Origin of the sequence: Flavobacterium sp. AED, assembly GCF_000812945.1 — a bacterium.
Taxonomy (GTDB): Bacteria; Bacteroidota; Bacteroidia; order Flavobacteriales; family Flavobacteriaceae; genus Flavobacterium.
In genome coordinates this window covers 99,939-115,136 of sequence record NZ_JSYM01000007.1, presented here as the reverse complement: position 1 = coordinate 115,136, position 15,198 = coordinate 99,939, and the positions used below count along the sequence as shown (strand labels likewise).

Here is a 15,198-nt window from a genome sequence, read left to right as displayed (position 1 = left end):
ATTATGCAATTTAATCATTTAATATAAAAAACTATCGTTTTTTTGCTTAAGATTGTCTATATTTGCACGCAATTTAACTACAACTACAAATTGCAATGATCGCACACAATTCTAAGATTATCGGTGAAGGATTAACTTACGATGATGTACTATTAGTTCCTAATTACTCAAATGTTCTTCCACGCGAAGTGAGTATCCAATCAAAATTTTCAAGAAACATAACACTTAACGTTCCTATTGTATCTGCTGCTATGGATACTGTTACTGAAAGTGCAATGGCAATTGCTATGGCGCAAGAAGGAGGCATTGGTGTTTTACATAAAAACATGACTATTGAGCAACAAGCTGCAAAAGTTCGTAAAGTAAAAAGAGCTGAGTCAGGGATGATTATTGATCCAGTGACTTTGCCATTGACTTCGACAGTAGCCGATGCTAAAAATGCAATGAAAGAATTCGGAATTGGAGGTATTCCAATTGTCGATGAAAATAAAATATTAAAAGGTATTGTTACCAATAGAGATTTACGTTTCGAAAAAAACAATGCCAGACCTATCGTTGAGGTAATGACAAGTGAAAACTTGGTCACAGTTGCCGAAGGTACTTCTCTTGAACAAGCTGAAGTAGTTTTACAAGGGTATAAAATCGAAAAACTTCCAGTAGTAAATACGGATTATAAATTAGTTGGTCTAATTACGTTTAGAGATATTACCAAATTAACTCAAAAACCAAATGCAAACAAAGACAAATACGGACGTTTACGTGTTGCTGCTGCATTAGGTGTTACTGCAGATGCAGTTGAAAGAGCTACTGCTTTAGTTAATGCCGGAGTAGATGCAGTTATAATCGATACCGCTCACGGACATACAAAAGGAGTTGTAGATGTACTAAAATTAGTGAAAGCTAAATTCCCTAACTTAGACGTTATTGTTGGTAATATTGCCACTCCCGAAGCAGCCAAATATCTTGTTGAGAATGGTGCCGATGGTGTGAAAGTAGGAATAGGACCAGGTTCTATTTGTACTACTCGTATTGTTGCGGGTGTTGGTTTTCCACAATTTTCTGCAGTACTTGAAGTGGCTGCAGCGATTAAAGGTACTGGAGTTCCCGTAATTGCTGATGGTGGAATTCGTTACACAGGTGATATTCCTAAAGCGATTGCTGCAGGTGCTGATTGTGTGATGTTAGGTTCGTTACTAGCAGGAACAATGGAATCTCCAGGAGAAACCATTATTTTCGAAGGAAGAAAATTCAAATCATATCGTGGAATGGGTTCTGTTGAAGCGATGCAAGAAGGATCTAAAGATCGTTATTTTCAAGATGTGGAAGATGATGTTAAGAAACTGGTACCAGAAGGAATTGTAGGTCGTGTACCTTACAAAGGAGAATTGAACGAAAGTATGCAACAATTCATTGGTGGTCTTCGTGCCGGAATGGGATATTGTGGGTCAAAAGATATTCCTACTTTACAAGATACGGGTCGTTTTGTTCGTATTACTGCAAGTGGAATCAACGAAAGTCATCCTCATAATGTAACGATTACTAAAGAAGCTCCGAACTATTCTAGATAAAATAGTCTGTAGATAAAAATAAAAAAAAAGTGCAAGATTCATTTCTTGCACTTTTTTTATTCCTATTCATGTACCAAATCGGCTAATAATTTTTTATCGCCTACAATCCAAAGGATATCATTTTTTTCAAGAATAATATTGGATTCCGGATTGAGAATTCGGTTTCCTTTTTTTTCTATTCCTACAATCAGTCCACTGGTTTTTTCTCGTAATTGTGATTGACGGATGCTTTTTCCTATGAACGCTTCATTTTTTAATTCTATTTGTCGTAACACAATTTCAGCTTCCTTAACTTCATTAGGAACATCAATTTCATGTTGGTCTAAATAGGATTTAAATGCTGCTACCTGTGTATCAGTTCCTATCACACAAATTTCATCGCCAGGAAATATACGCTCATTTTTATTTGGAATATTGATCATAATATCCCCTCTTTTGATAAACGCAATATTTATCCCAATTTGCTCTCTGATTTTCAGTTCTTCCAATGTCTTTCCAGCAATATTTGACTCTGTCGCAATATCGAAAAAAGTCATGTGTCCATCCCAAGGTGATAAGTCGCTTCTGCTTCTCTTGGCTTTAGTGATTTCTCGGGCATTCAGATTTTTTAAGAAATGATTTTCAATTTTATGATATTGTGCATTTAATCTTTTTTGGAAAACAAAATAAACGGCCAAAGCTACAATCAACGTGATGAAAGCAATAACAGGAGAGAAGAAAATATTTAATAAAAATCCAATAAAAAAGATAGTAAGGAGCAGTCGTAATAAAAACATCATCAAGATTGGACCACGATACTTTCGTTCTTCAAGCAAGATTGCCACTTCATTTACTGCGACACGGCGTAATGACAGTGCCCATAAAAAAGGAGAAAGTACCACCAAAGTAATTAGTGCGCCTATAGCATTACCAAATTTAAAATCAGTAACCATTGGTAAAAGATATTTTGACGAAAGTAAAATGGCGGCAAATATAATTACGGAGTAAACGACGACTTGAACAATATAAGCGTTGATTACAATTTGCCAATTGCTAACTGATTTAATGGCTTGGGCATTCGCACTATAACGCTCAATTCTTTTGATCCATCTTCTAGGTAACTTTTTTGCTAGAAATTCTGAAAAAGGAGTAGATAATTTTATCATAAATGGCGTGGTAAATGTTGTCACCGCCGAAACTGCCACCACTATAGGATACAAGAAAGAACTAGTTACATTCAGTGTCATTCCTAATGTGGCTATGATAAAAGAAAACTCACCAATTTGTGACAAACTCATTCCCGTCTGCACGGATTGTTTTAAAGGTTGCCCGGAAAGTAATGCCCCAATTGTAGAGCTTATTGATTGACCAAAAATAGTAACGACTGTCAAAATCAGTACAGGAATCGCATGGGCATATAAAGTTTGCGGATTGATTAACATCCCTACAGATACAAAAAATATAGCTCCAAATAAATCCTTAACGGGCTTCACTAAATGTTCAATATGTTCCGCTTGAGTTGTTTCGGCAATGATGGAACCCATAATAAAGGCACCAAGAGCAGGTGAAAAACCAACATCAGCTGCCAAAATTACCATCATTAAACATAAGGCAAGCGAAATAATAAGCAACATTTCATCGGATAATAAATGTTTTGCTCTTTTGAGTAAAGTTGGAATAAAAAAGATACCACCAACAAACCAGATCGTTAAGAAAAACACTAATTTTAAAACAGATTGAAATAATTCACTGCCCGAAAATTGCTGACTCACTGCAACAGTCGAAAGTAACACCATCATCAAAATGGCAATTATATCCTGAACAATGAGCGAGCCTATTACTATTCCGGCAAACTTTTGTGCTTTTACGCCTAATTCGTCAAATGTTTTGAGAATGATTGTCGTTGATGAAATCGAAAGAATAACGCCTAAAAAGATACTATCCATTTTCGACCAATCCATCCATTGGCCTACGATAAAACCAACTAATACCATCGTGAAAATTTGAGTAATCGCGGTAATAGAAGCTGTTCCGCCTACTTTCATCAATTTCTTAAAACTGAATTCCAGTCCCAAACTGAATAATAAAAAGATCACCCCAATTTCTGCCCAGACCTCCACACTTTTAATATCATTCACCGATGGAAAAAAATCAAAATGATTTCCTGCTAAAAATCCAGCAATCAAATATCCCAAAACCAGTGGTTGCTTAATTTTTTTAAACAATAAAACGGCAACCCCTGCTGTCATGAGGATCAGTCCTAAATCGCTTATTAATGGCTTCAAGTGATGTGATGCTTCCGCTACTGCTGCTACTGTACTCATAGATTTTTATTTTTAGGAGCTATTCCAGCCTTACGTTTCAAGCTTTCGTTCATAATTTTTTTTTTCTATTGCACTTACAGGAGCTTCCTTTGGTCGCTCTGTAAGTACAAGAAAAAATAACTTTATTTTCTCAAGGCTTTTCACTCCAGTCTGGGCTATTTAGCCAGAAATATTTGAGTTTTTATAAAATTAATACTTTTTGCTGTTGTAATGTAATGATATTTTATTTTAAATCATTCAATTCAGATAAAGTATAAAAGGTCATATTATGTTGTTTGACATAATTGCAAATCAGTTGTAATGTTTCCATTTTGGTCTGATAATTGGCCGTAACATTCATTACAGGGATATGACCAAACAATATTAGAATTTTGTGCTTTCGTTTAGCATAATCTAATAATTTTATAAGATAAGGAATACTGAAATTGGGATGATCCGTATCAATACCTATTCCGAGGACTAATTTTGAGTTATTGAAATAGCATTTTTGGAAAAAAGGATCTTCTGCACCGTAGGTTGTTCCTCTAATAATTTTAAATTTTTTTAAAAGAGCAGCATCTATAGTTGCATTTCTAAATCCAAATGGATAGGCAAATGAAGTTACTTTTATGGAATAAAAATGCATGATAGCAAGCATCGGATTTATTTCCTGATTGATGTAGGCTTCAATTCCATTTTTGGCAACAAATTTAGGAGCATCAAAATGATGGAAACCATGTCCAGCAATTTCATGTCCCTCTTTTTGCAATTCCAAGAGTTCCTTTATTTCAGAATGACGTAGTGTATTTATTTTAGAAACACAAAAAGTAGCTTTCCAAGAATATTGGCGTAATATTTTGTCTGCTTGATACCATTCATTGACACTTGTATCGTCGAATGAGATTACAACTCCAGGATTTATCTCTTTAAGATTGTTTTTTTGAGAAGTGTTTTTATTCTCACAAGAAAATAAAAAAAAAGTACAAAGTAATATGAATTTAAAAAGTTTTTTGTTCTTATTACTTTGCACTTTATATGTTTTTTTGTTTAAATCCCTAAGAAATTACTTGGAGTGATTTGCATTAATTCGGCTTTAATTGCATCCGAAACATCTAAGGTAGCTATAAAACCATGAATTGCATTTTTGTCAATTGCTTCATTGGTTCTGGTTAAACCTTTTAATGCTTCATAAGGATTAGGATACGCTTCGCGACGTAAAATAGTTTGAATCGCTTCAGCAACAACTGCCCAGTTTTTCTCTAAATCTTCGTGGAATTTTGGTTCGTTCAATAACAATTTATTTAATCCTTTCAAAGTAGCTTCAAAAGCGATTATCGTATGTCCCATTGGTACACCAATATTTCTCAAAACCGTACTGTCAGTTAAATCGCGTTGTAATCTTGACAAAGGTAATTTAGCAGATAAATGTTCGAAAATTGCATTTGCAATTCCTAAATTCCCTTCTGAATTTTCAAAATCAATTGGGTTAACTTTGTGTGGCATCGCTGAAGAACCAATTTCTCCCGCTTTGATTTTTTGTTTGAAATATTCCATCGAAACATACGTCCAGATATCTCTGTCTAAATCAATGATGATGGTATTTATTCTTTTCAAAGCATCAAAAAATGCAGCGAAATGATCGTAATGTTCAATTTGTGTAGTCGGGAAGGAGTGGTGTAAACCAAGATTTTCTTCAACGAATTTTCCTCCGAATTTTCTCCAGTCAATTTGTGGATAAGCCACATGATGTGCGTTGTAATTTCCTGTTGCTCCACCAAATTTAGCCGCAAAAGGAACATTAAACAACAAACGCATTTGTTCTTCTAAACGTTCTACAAAAACACCAATTTCTTTACCCAAACGAGTTGGGGAAGCCGGTTGGCCATGTGTACGGGCAAGCATAGGAATGTCCTTCCATTCAATACTTAAATCTTTCAATTTTGAAGTTAAAGTAATCAAAGAAGGCATGTACACTTTCTCGAAAGCTTCTTTTGTAGAAAGCGGAATAGCAGTGTTATTAATATCTTGAGAAGTCAATCCAAAGTGGATAAACTCTTTATATTCAGATAAACCTAATTTCTCAAAAGCGTCTTTAATGAAATATTCTACCGCTTTTACATCGTGATTGGTCACTTTTTCGGTTTCTTTTATCCAAAGAGCATCTTCGGTAGAGAAATTTTTATAAATGTCGCGTAAACTTTCGAATAAATTCGGGTTTACGTTTTTTAGTTGTGGTAAAGGAACTTCGCACAAAGCAATAAAATATTCAATTTCAACTAATACGCGGTATTTGATTAAAGCTTCTTCAGAGAAAAATGGAGCTAGAGAAAGGGTTTTACTTCTATATCTTCCATCAATAGGAGAAATAGCATTCAATTCGTTTAAAGTAGTCATTGTCGTGTTATTTATTGGAAAAGCACAAATATAAACCTTTCGTGACAAAATAGAAAACGAATGGTTTTTAAATAAGTCCGATTAGCTTCTTTTTTAGTGTTTTCATGCCTTCAGAGGCCACTTCAGGAATTACATCCAGTGGATTTCTGAGATTTGGGATTTTTATAGGTTTTGGATCAATATAAAAAATGGGTGTTTCACGGGCGGTGAAATCGATTAATCCTGCCGCAGGATATACTTGTAAAGACGTACCGATCACCGCAAAATAATCCGCACTTTGAGTAATTGTTATAGCTTCATCAAGTGCAGGAACTTCTTCGCCAAACCAAACAATATGGGGACGCAATTGATTTTTGTTATCATCTAAATCACCAAAATTTAAATCATCTTGCCAATCCAGAATATAATTTGGGTTTTTCGTACTTCTGACTTTCAATAATTCACCATGAAGATGCAACACATTGGAACTTCCGGCACGTTCATGTAAATCATCAACGTTTTGGGTAATAATGTACACCTCAAATTCATTTTCTAATTCTGCTAAAATTTGATGACCTAAGTTTGGTTCTACTTCTTTGAGTTGTTTTCGTCTTTGATTATAAAAATCCAGCACTAAAGCGGGATTTTTATGCCAGCCTTCCGGAGTTGCAACATCCATAACGTTATGCCCTTCCCAAAGTCCGTCGCTATCTCTAAAAGTTTTTATGCCACTTTCAGCACTAATACCAGCGCCAGTCAATACCACTAATTTCTTTTTCATTTGTAAAATGCATTAAGAGATAAAACTACTCTTTTTTAGTATTTTTGCCAAAAAAATAACCCACAATGATTGATATCGATTATCTTAATTTTCTTGAAAATATTCTGACTGATAACCGCAAAGAAAAATTTCTAAAAGTATTGGAAAACAGAACCAATCATTTTACCATTGCCGTAGAAGATATTTTCCAGATGCACAATACGAGTGCGGTAATGCGCAGTTGCGAGATTTTTGGAATTCAGGAATTGAATGTGATTGAGCAACGGTACGGAAAAAGTATCGATAAGGAAATTGCGATGGGCGCTCAAAAATGGGTTGATATCAATACCTTCGACAGCATTACGAACTGTGTTGATACTTTGAAAGCTAAAGGATATCAAATCATAGCCACAACCCCTCACGAGAATGATTGTTTGATGGACGATTTTGATATTTCGAAACCAAGCGCTTTGTTTTTTGGAACTGAAAGAGACGGGTTGTCAGAAGAAATTTTACAACGTGCTGATGGTTTTCTAAAAATTCCCATGGTTGGTTTTACAGAGAGCTTGAATATCTCGGTTTCAGCTGCGATAATTATTCAAAACTTGACGAATCGATTGCGCAATTCAAACATCGATTGGCATTTATCCGAAGAGGAAATTTTAGTAAAAAGATTAGCTTGGGCCAAGAATTCCATAAAAGATATTAAAAGAATAGAAGAACGGTATTTTGAGGAGAACCCGAAGTAGCGTAAACGAACGCTAAAACTAGATTTTAACGGTTAACTGAGTTGTTGCGAGGAACGAAGCAATCACATCTAATATTATCTTTTGATTAAGAGCTTATCGTAGTCGGCACGGTTTTGGATTTGCCAAATTATCCCAAATACAAAACCAACTTTCCATTAAGCCAATTGCCCAAATTGTTTGTAGCGTGTGTTACCTGCAGGTGCTTTACTATATTTCCTCATTTTCAGATTGAATATATTGACTAATTTCAATTCCGAAATTTAATTCTCCTGCAAGTTTCAATAATTTGGGTTCTAAATAGTCGGATTGTACTGTAACATCAAACATTCTTGTGAAAATGCCAAAGTCAATAATTGGAACTTCATCTATTAGTAAACCATATTCAGGAAGCAATTTTAATTTTTCAAAATGCATTTCTAAAAAATTCAATGCATCTTTTTTTTGTATATCAAACCTATCAAAATCAGCCTTGCTTAAATCGAATGAGCAACCGTTAATCTGATATGTATTTATTCCACTTCTTGTAAAACCAAGTTCATCGCCTTTTAAATAAGCAATATAAGGTTGAAGATTTGTTTGTTTTAAAAACTCGTGAACTTTAAAATTATCTCCTTCGATTCTTAAAATACAACTCATATATTTTTTAATTGTTATTTGTCGTTTCAGCTTTTTTGCAATTGCAGGTAACGTTCTGGTACTACAGCGGGTTTGGGACTAAATTAAGCCTTATCTTCGGATTTGCCAATTCATCCCAAATACAAAACCATTTTTCCATTAAGCCCAATGCCCAAATCCGTTGTAGTAGCTGTTGGCGGTAGTATTTTTATATAGTTTCAAATTTTCCGTTTCGATATTCAAACAATTTATTAGAAACTAAATGGTCACCATTTTCATTAATTTCAATTATTTTTTTACTGATCCTATCTAAATTTTGACTGTCATTTTTGCCTGTAATAATTAATAAATCACGAGAAGGGATTCCAATCACAATTTCTCCGTTTACATCAAAGTTTTCTTTATACCAAATGTCAAGTAAAATCAAACTTGATTCATAATTGCCGTCTGCTAGTAATATGTAAAAACCATTTTCTCCGTGTTTCTCAATTTCGACTGAGTTTGATAAATTTTGAATGGCAATTTTTCGCAGTTCTTCTAGTTTGACATTTAGTTTCTCAAAATCTTCTTGTTTCAAATAATTTATATTTGTTTCTGTGTCTTCAACATAAAAAATATATAGATCTTCATTATACTTTTCGTAAGTATGGTTTTTTTCAAAATCTGGATTTATTTCAATTATACTTTGAATAAATCTCTCATCTTTAATTACAGGTAAAACATCACTGATTTTTAAAGTTTCTTTTGGTTTGTATAAACTATCAGTCGTATTTAAATACTTTTCAAAGATTTCCTCAATATCTTCTGGTTTTCGTAAATATTCCGAGTAACAATTGTTGAGAAAATGTTTGTATTTATTCGAGTTTTCGAATTCTGTTTGAATTTCAAGACCATTTACAGAAAATATTTTTAAGCCTGCGACTTTTTGAATTAAGCATTTAGCAAATTCTTGAGAAAATTCAGTTTCGTTAAGCATATTTTTAAATTATATATTCTCCTTTTCGTTTGGCAATATTACCGCCAACTAGTATATACTACTAACGATATCAGACCTATCACCCCAAAATAGGAAAGATAGGTCTGATAAACGTCAGACTTTATTTATTTTCAAATATATAAATTAATCGCTGAAAAATCTTATAAATAGGAATTAGTAATTAATTGTTTTCAAATATATATTCTTTGATTGCAGGATTATTACGGGAAACCGTAAACGGAGTTATTTATCACAAAATCCCTAGCCCTGACAGTAGTGGAAAGCCTATGCCAGTTGAAAACCACTTTTTCCTGGTGGTGGCAGAGCGACCAAAGGAAGCTCCTGACAGCGGCTAGAAAAAGGGTTTGAAACCAAATAGCTTGCAGCGTAGGGCGGGAACGGCTCCTGAAATGAATTCAGGATAAAAAAAATTCCCCAACTACTTTCGTAATTGGGGAATTTAATTTTATAGAGAAATGGAACGGTTATTAGTTAACAATAACCCATTGACCTGATGCGATTAAGCTTTCGGCTTTTTTGAATTTCATTTCTTGCGTTTGTCCGTTAGCCACGTTTTGAATTGTAACGTTGTCATTACGATTGATTTTTGGCATATCTCTCACGATAGTTTCCGTTACCTGTCGTTGTTGCGTTTCTCCCGCTTCACGATTTATATTTTCGCTATTTGGAATTTCGTCTTTACTCAATTTATAATCTTCTTTCTGACGAACTTCTTTTGCTTCCTGAATTTTTTGATTCTCTTGAGCCGGTAAATCACCTTTGAACAAGAATGAAATAACTTCTTTATTTACATTGTCAAGCATTCCTCTAAACAAATTGAATGCTTCCAGTTTGTAAATAAGCAATGGATCTTTTTGTTCGTGAACGGCTAATTGAACGGATTGTTTCAACTCGTCCATTTTGCGTAAGTGTTTTTTCCAAGCCTCATCAACAATAGACAAAGTGATGTTTTTCTCAAAATCAGCAACAAGTTGCGCCCCTTGAGTTTCGTACGCTTTTTTCAAATCGGTAACCACATTTAAGGTTTTGATTCCATCAGTGAATGGAACTACGATACGCTCAAATTGATTGTTTTTATCTTCGTAAACATCTTTTATGATAGGGAAAGCTTCTCTTGCACTTCTTTCTGTTTTCTCGGTATAAAATTCTAATGTTGCTTTATATACTTTACCTGTTAATTCCATTTCAGTTAATTTCACAAACTCACTTTCGGTAACCGGAGAAGTGATAGAGAAATAACGAATTAATTCGAATTCAAAGTTCTTGAAATTATTTGTGGCTTTATTTTCGTCAACAATTAATTCGCAAGTATCGTAAAGCATGTTAGCAATATCCAATTTCAAACGCTCTCCAAACAATGCATGACGACGACGTTTGTAAACCACTTCACGTTGTGCATTCATAACATCATCATATTCCAATAAACGTTTACGAACACCAAAGTTGTTTTCTTCTACTTTTTTCTGAGCACGTTCGATAGATTTTGTCATCATAGAATGCTGAATCACTTCGCCTTCCTGCAATCCCATTCTGTCCATCACTTTTGCTACTCTTTCAGAACCAAACAAACGCATTAGGTTGTCTTCAAGAGAAACATAGAACTGAGAACTTCCCGGGTCACCTTGACGACCTGCACGACCACGTAACTGACGGTCAACACGACGTGAATCGTGACGTTCTGTTCCTACAATCGCTAATCCACCGGCCGCTTTTACTTCGGCAGATAATTTGATATCGGTACCACGACCAGCCATGTTAGTAGCAATCGTCACAACACCAGATTTTCCTGCTTCCTCAACGATTTGAGCTTCTTGTTTGTGCATTTTTGCATTCAATACATTGTGCGCAACACCTCTCATTTTTAGCATTCGGCTTAATAATTCCGAAATCTCTACAGAAGTTGTTCCAATTAATACTGGTCTTCCCGCATTTGATAATTGGGTTACATCCTCAATTACGGCATTGAATTTCTCACGAGTAGTTTTATAAATAAAATCCTCTTTGTCTTTTCGTGCCATTCCTCTGTTAGTAGGAATTTCTACCACATCCAGTTTGTATATTTGCCATAACTCACCCGCTTCAGTTACTGCTGTTCCAGTCATACCGCCTAATTTGCTGTACATTCTGAAATAGTTTTGTAAAGTTACTGTTGCAAATGTTTGTGTTGCAGCTTCAATTTTTACATTTTCTTTGGCTTCAATTGCTTGGTGCAATCCATCAGAATAACGACGACCATCCATGATACGACCTGTCTGTTCATCAACAATCATGATTTTATTGTCCATGATTACATATTCTACATCTTTTTCGAATAAAGAGTAGGCTTTCAAAAGTTGAGTCAAAGTGTGAATACGCTCACTTTTAATTCCGAAATCTTGGAATAATCTTTCTTTTTCTTCCGCTTCTGCGTCTTTATCCAGTTTTTTCTTTTCGATAGCTGCAATCTCGGTTCCAATATCCGGAAGTACGAAAAAATCAGCATCTGTATCTCCTGAAAGGAATTTAATTCCGTTATCAGTCAATTCAACTTGGTTGTTTTTTTCTTCAATTACAAAATACAACGCTTCATCAATCTTGTGCATTTCGCGATTGTTGTCCTGCATGTATTGATTTTCGGTTTTTTGAAGCAATTGTTTGATTCCTTCTTCACTCAAAAATTTAATTAAAGCTTTGTTTTTAGGTAAACTTCTGTATGCTCTTAACAATAAGAATCCACCTTCTTTAGTATTTCCTTCTTTGATTAATTTTTTAGCTTCAGATAAGAAACCGTTAGCCAACTGACGTTGTAAACTAACTAAGTTTTCAATTTTTGGTTTCATTTCCATGAACTCATGACGATCTCCTTGTGGAACTGGTCCTGAAATAATCAATGGTGTTCTTGCATCATCAATCAAAACAGAATCGACCTCATCGACAATGGCGTAATTGTGTTTTCTTTGAACTAATTCATCTGGCGTATGTGCCATGTTATCTCTTAGGTAGTCAAAACCAAATTCATTATTCGTTCCGTAAGTGATGTCAGCATTGTATGCTTTTTTTCTTCCTTCAGAACTTGGTTGGTAATTGTCAATACATTCAACAGTTAAGCCATGAAATTCGAATAAAGGAGCTTTCCATGTACTATCACGTTTTGCCAAGTAATCATTCACCGTTACTAAATGTACCCCGTTTCCAGTCAAAGCATTTAAATAAAGAGGCAAGGTTGCTACTAATGTTTTTCCTTCACCCGTTTGCATTTCAGCTACTTTTCCTTCATGTAAAACCATTCCGCCTATTAACTGTACGTCATAGTGAATCATGTCCCAAGTAATTTCTTTACCGGCTGCACTCCATGAATTAGCCCAAATTGCATTGTCACCATCTAAAGTGATGTAGCTTTTTGTTGCTGAAAACTCACGGTCTTTTGCAGTTGCAGTTACAACGATTTGAGTGTTGTCTTTAAATCGTCTAGCGGTTTCTTTTACTACGGCAAATGCTTCTGGAAGAATTTCCATTAACGTTTTCTCCGAAATTTCGTAAGCTTCTTTTTCCAGCGCATCAATAGCGATATAAATATCCTCTCTTTTATCAATGTCTTCAATGCTTTCCACTTCCTGTTTTAATGCGTTAATTTTCGCATCTTTTTCAGAACGGGCTTGTTTTATTTTGTCTTTGAAAAATGCGGTACGCGCTCTAAGTTCATCATTGGATAATGCCATTAGAGGATTTTCAAAAGTTTTGATTTTGTTAAGATAAGGCTGTAAAGCTTTTACATCTTTTTGAGATTTATCTCCAACAAAGACTTTAATGATACTGTTTATAAAACTCATAATATGTTTTTATTTCTATTTGTGTAATTGTGTAAATTTAAACAAAAAAAAAGCCTCTTTTGAGACTTTTTCTTGGTTTACTTTTTAATATTCATCCTCATTCCAAAGATAATCTTCGTCTGTAGGATAATCTGGCCAAATTTCTTCCATTGATTCATATATCTCGCCTTCATCCTCTATAGATTGAAGGTTTTCTACTACTTCTAATGGAGCTCCTGCTCTAATAGCGTAGTCAATAAGTTCGTCTTTGTTAGCAGGCCACGGGGCATCACTTAAATAGGATGCTAATTCTAATGTCCAATACATCTGTTGTCGATTTAGTTTTGTGCAAAAATAAATTTTTTACTGAAAAAGACAAGTAAAAAATCATTTATTTTTAGTTAAAGTTAAGAACGTTTTATTTATTGCTGATTTTTGATTTAAGATTAACGATTTTTGATTTAAAAAAGTTGGTATTTAAATCTTTTTAATCAATATTATTCAATCTATAAATATGAATCTTTAAGTTTAAAAAAATCTGATATCAAAAATCGTTAATCTGATATCAAAAATCTTATTTCCTTGGAATCCATTGAACTTCCGCAGCGTTCAAATCATGAGACAACTTTCGTGCCAACACAAAAAGATAGTCAGAAAGTCGGTTCAGGTATTTAATTGCGATTTCAGCAACGGGTTCATTGTGGCTTAAATGTACTGCTAAACGCTCTGCTCTGCGACAAACGCAACGTGCTATATGACAATATGACACAGTTGTATGCCCGCCAGGAAGTACAAAATGAGTCATTGGTGGCAATGCTTCTTCCATAGCGTCAATTTCATTTTCCAATAATTCAATATCGGACTCGATTATCCCTAGTTTTTTTAAACGCAATTCGCCGTTTTTCATCACCTCTTTTTCGGGAGGCGTAGCCAATATGGCGCCAACGGTAAATAATCGGTCTTGAATTTCTATAAGGATTTCTTTGTAATGGCTATTCATTTCCTGGTCCCGAATTAAACCGATATAGGAATTCAATTCGTCAACGGTGCCATAACTTTCTATTCGGGCATGGTCTTTTGGGACTCTGGTTCCACCAAAAAGTGCTGTTGTTCCTTTATCTCCAGTTTTTGTATATACTTTCATCTACCGTTTATTTGATTTTAAAAGAACAAATTTAGGGTATTAATTCCACTATTGCTGTTACAAATCGTTCCAGTGAACCTTCGCTGAGATTGAAATACAAATCGGGTTCGATGCATTCAATTTCCATTACGTACAAATCATTTTCGATTACTATTCCGTCCACTCTGGCATACAGTAAATTCTCTGGGAATGTTTCCGTAATTTTTTGTGCTTTTTCAATAAGCTCCTGACTTGGTTGAACCAAATTGTATTTTCCTCCAAATTGGGATTGTACTCTAAAATCCCCGTCTACAGGTTTTTTATTGACACAATGGGAGAATTTTTTATTAAAAAAGATAAAAGAGGTTTCGCCTAATGTTTGAATTTGGGGCATGAATTCCTGTAAAAGCAATTCTTTCTCTGAAGCGATCGTTTTGTATTGTTCGTTTATTTTTGGAATATCCGTTATTTCAAAAACTTCGGTGAGATAGGAACCCGCAGAAAATGCCGGTTTTATAACTGCTTTTTCCCAATGGGAGGGAATGCGTTCTGTAAGATTAAGATTGTCTGTTTTATCTATGAAAACTGTGGGAAGAATTGTGATTCCTTGCTTTTCCATTTCACGCAAATAAAACTTATGTATATTTTGCTTGATTACTCCAATGGGGTTAAGCGTTTTAATTCCTAATTTTTCTATTTGGTCGAGCCAAATAGTAAACTCGGTTTCTTTTTCGAAATAATCCCAGGTATTGCGAAAAATTAAATAGTCGAAATCATTCCAATTGATGGTTTTGTCACTCCAAATTGCCGCTTTGGCTTCTATGTTATGTTTTGCTAATGCAGGAATTAATTTTTGATCTTCGGGAGTTAAATCAGGAAGTTTTTCGCAGGTCAGTAAAGCAATTTTCATTTTGGTTGCAGATGTTATTTGGAATTTTATATA

Annotated in this window: 12 protein-coding genes; 2 read left to right on the top strand and 10 right to left on the bottom strand. The window is 34.5% G+C overall.

Going from position 1 to position 15,198, the window contains the following annotated elements:
* Positions 1 to 95 precede the first annotated feature (95 nt).
* Complete coding sequence (gene guaB, locus OA85_RS16580; RefSeq protein ID WP_039110951.1) at positions 96 to 1,568, top strand: IMP dehydrogenase; 1,473 nt, start codon at positions 96 to 98, stop codon at positions 1,566 to 1,568.
* 62 nt (positions 1,569 to 1,630) lie between these two features.
* Here the strand turns inward: guaB and OA85_RS16575 are convergent, their stop codons facing one another.
* The 4 genes from OA85_RS16575 to OA85_RS16560 form a co-directional block, all read right to left on the bottom strand.
* Complete coding sequence (locus OA85_RS16575) at positions 1,631 to 3,871, bottom strand: cation:proton antiporter (protein WP_039110950.1); 2,241 nt, start codon at positions 3,869 to 3,871, stop codon at positions 1,631 to 1,633.
* Between the two features lie 223 nt (positions 3,872 to 4,094).
* A complete protein-coding gene (locus OA85_RS16570) occupies positions 4,095 to 4,880 on the bottom strand; it encodes a polysaccharide deacetylase family protein (protein WP_052257293.1) in 786 nt (261 codons plus the stop codon).
* Positions 4,881 to 4,897: 17 nt separating this feature from the next.
* The gene (purB, locus tag OA85_RS16565; protein WP_039110949.1) at positions 4,898 to 6,244 is read right to left on the bottom strand and encodes an adenylosuccinate lyase; all 1,347 of its coding nucleotides are present in this window, start codon (positions 6,242 to 6,244) and stop codon (positions 4,898 to 4,900) included.
* Positions 6,245 to 6,311: 67 nt separating this feature from the next.
* Positions 6,312 to 7,004, bottom strand: a complete 693-nt coding sequence (locus tag OA85_RS16560) for an NAD-dependent deacylase (protein ID WP_039110948.1) — start codon at positions 7,002 to 7,004, stop codon at positions 6,312 to 6,314.
* Between the two features lie 65 nt (positions 7,005 to 7,069).
* Between OA85_RS16560 and OA85_RS16555 the strand changes: the two genes are divergently transcribed.
* Complete coding sequence (locus tag OA85_RS16555) at positions 7,070 to 7,732, top strand: RNA methyltransferase (RefSeq protein ID WP_039110947.1); 663 nt, start codon at positions 7,070 to 7,072, stop codon at positions 7,730 to 7,732.
* A 207-nt stretch (positions 7,733 to 7,939) separates the two neighbouring features.
* Here the strand turns inward: OA85_RS16555 and OA85_RS16550 are convergent, their stop codons facing one another.
* The 6 genes from OA85_RS16550 to OA85_RS16525 form a co-directional block, all read right to left on the bottom strand.
* Complete coding sequence (locus OA85_RS16550) at positions 7,940 to 8,368, bottom strand: hypothetical protein (protein ID WP_039110946.1); 429 nt, start codon at positions 8,366 to 8,368, stop codon at positions 7,940 to 7,942.
* Between the two features lie 187 nt (positions 8,369 to 8,555).
* Positions 8,556 to 9,323 carry a DUF1444 family protein gene (locus OA85_RS16545; RefSeq protein ID WP_039110945.1) on the bottom strand — a complete coding sequence of 256 codons (768 nt, stop codon included), beginning with the start codon at positions 9,321 to 9,323 and terminating at the stop codon, positions 8,556 to 8,558.
* 488 nt (positions 9,324 to 9,811) lie between these two features.
* Positions 9,812 to 13,153 carry a preprotein translocase subunit SecA gene (gene secA / locus OA85_RS16540; RefSeq protein WP_039110944.1) on the bottom strand — a complete coding sequence of 1,114 codons (3,342 nt, stop codon included), beginning with the start codon at positions 13,151 to 13,153 and terminating at the stop codon, positions 9,812 to 9,814.
* Between the two features lie 84 nt (positions 13,154 to 13,237).
* Positions 13,238 to 13,459 carry a DUF2795 domain-containing protein gene (locus tag OA85_RS16535; RefSeq protein ID WP_007138072.1) on the bottom strand — a complete coding sequence of 74 codons (222 nt, stop codon included), beginning with the start codon at positions 13,457 to 13,459 and terminating at the stop codon, positions 13,238 to 13,240.
* Between the two features lie 247 nt (positions 13,460 to 13,706).
* On the bottom strand, positions 13,707 to 14,276 hold the full coding sequence (locus tag OA85_RS16530; protein WP_039110943.1) for a cob(I)yrinic acid a,c-diamide adenosyltransferase: 570 nt from the start codon (positions 14,274 to 14,276) through the stop codon (positions 13,707 to 13,709).
* 31 nt (positions 14,277 to 14,307) lie between these two features.
* Positions 14,308 to 15,165, bottom strand: a complete 858-nt coding sequence (locus tag OA85_RS16525) for a RimK family alpha-L-glutamate ligase (RefSeq protein WP_039110942.1) — start codon at positions 15,163 to 15,165, stop codon at positions 14,308 to 14,310.
* Between the last annotated feature and the right edge of the window lie 33 nt (positions 15,166 to 15,198).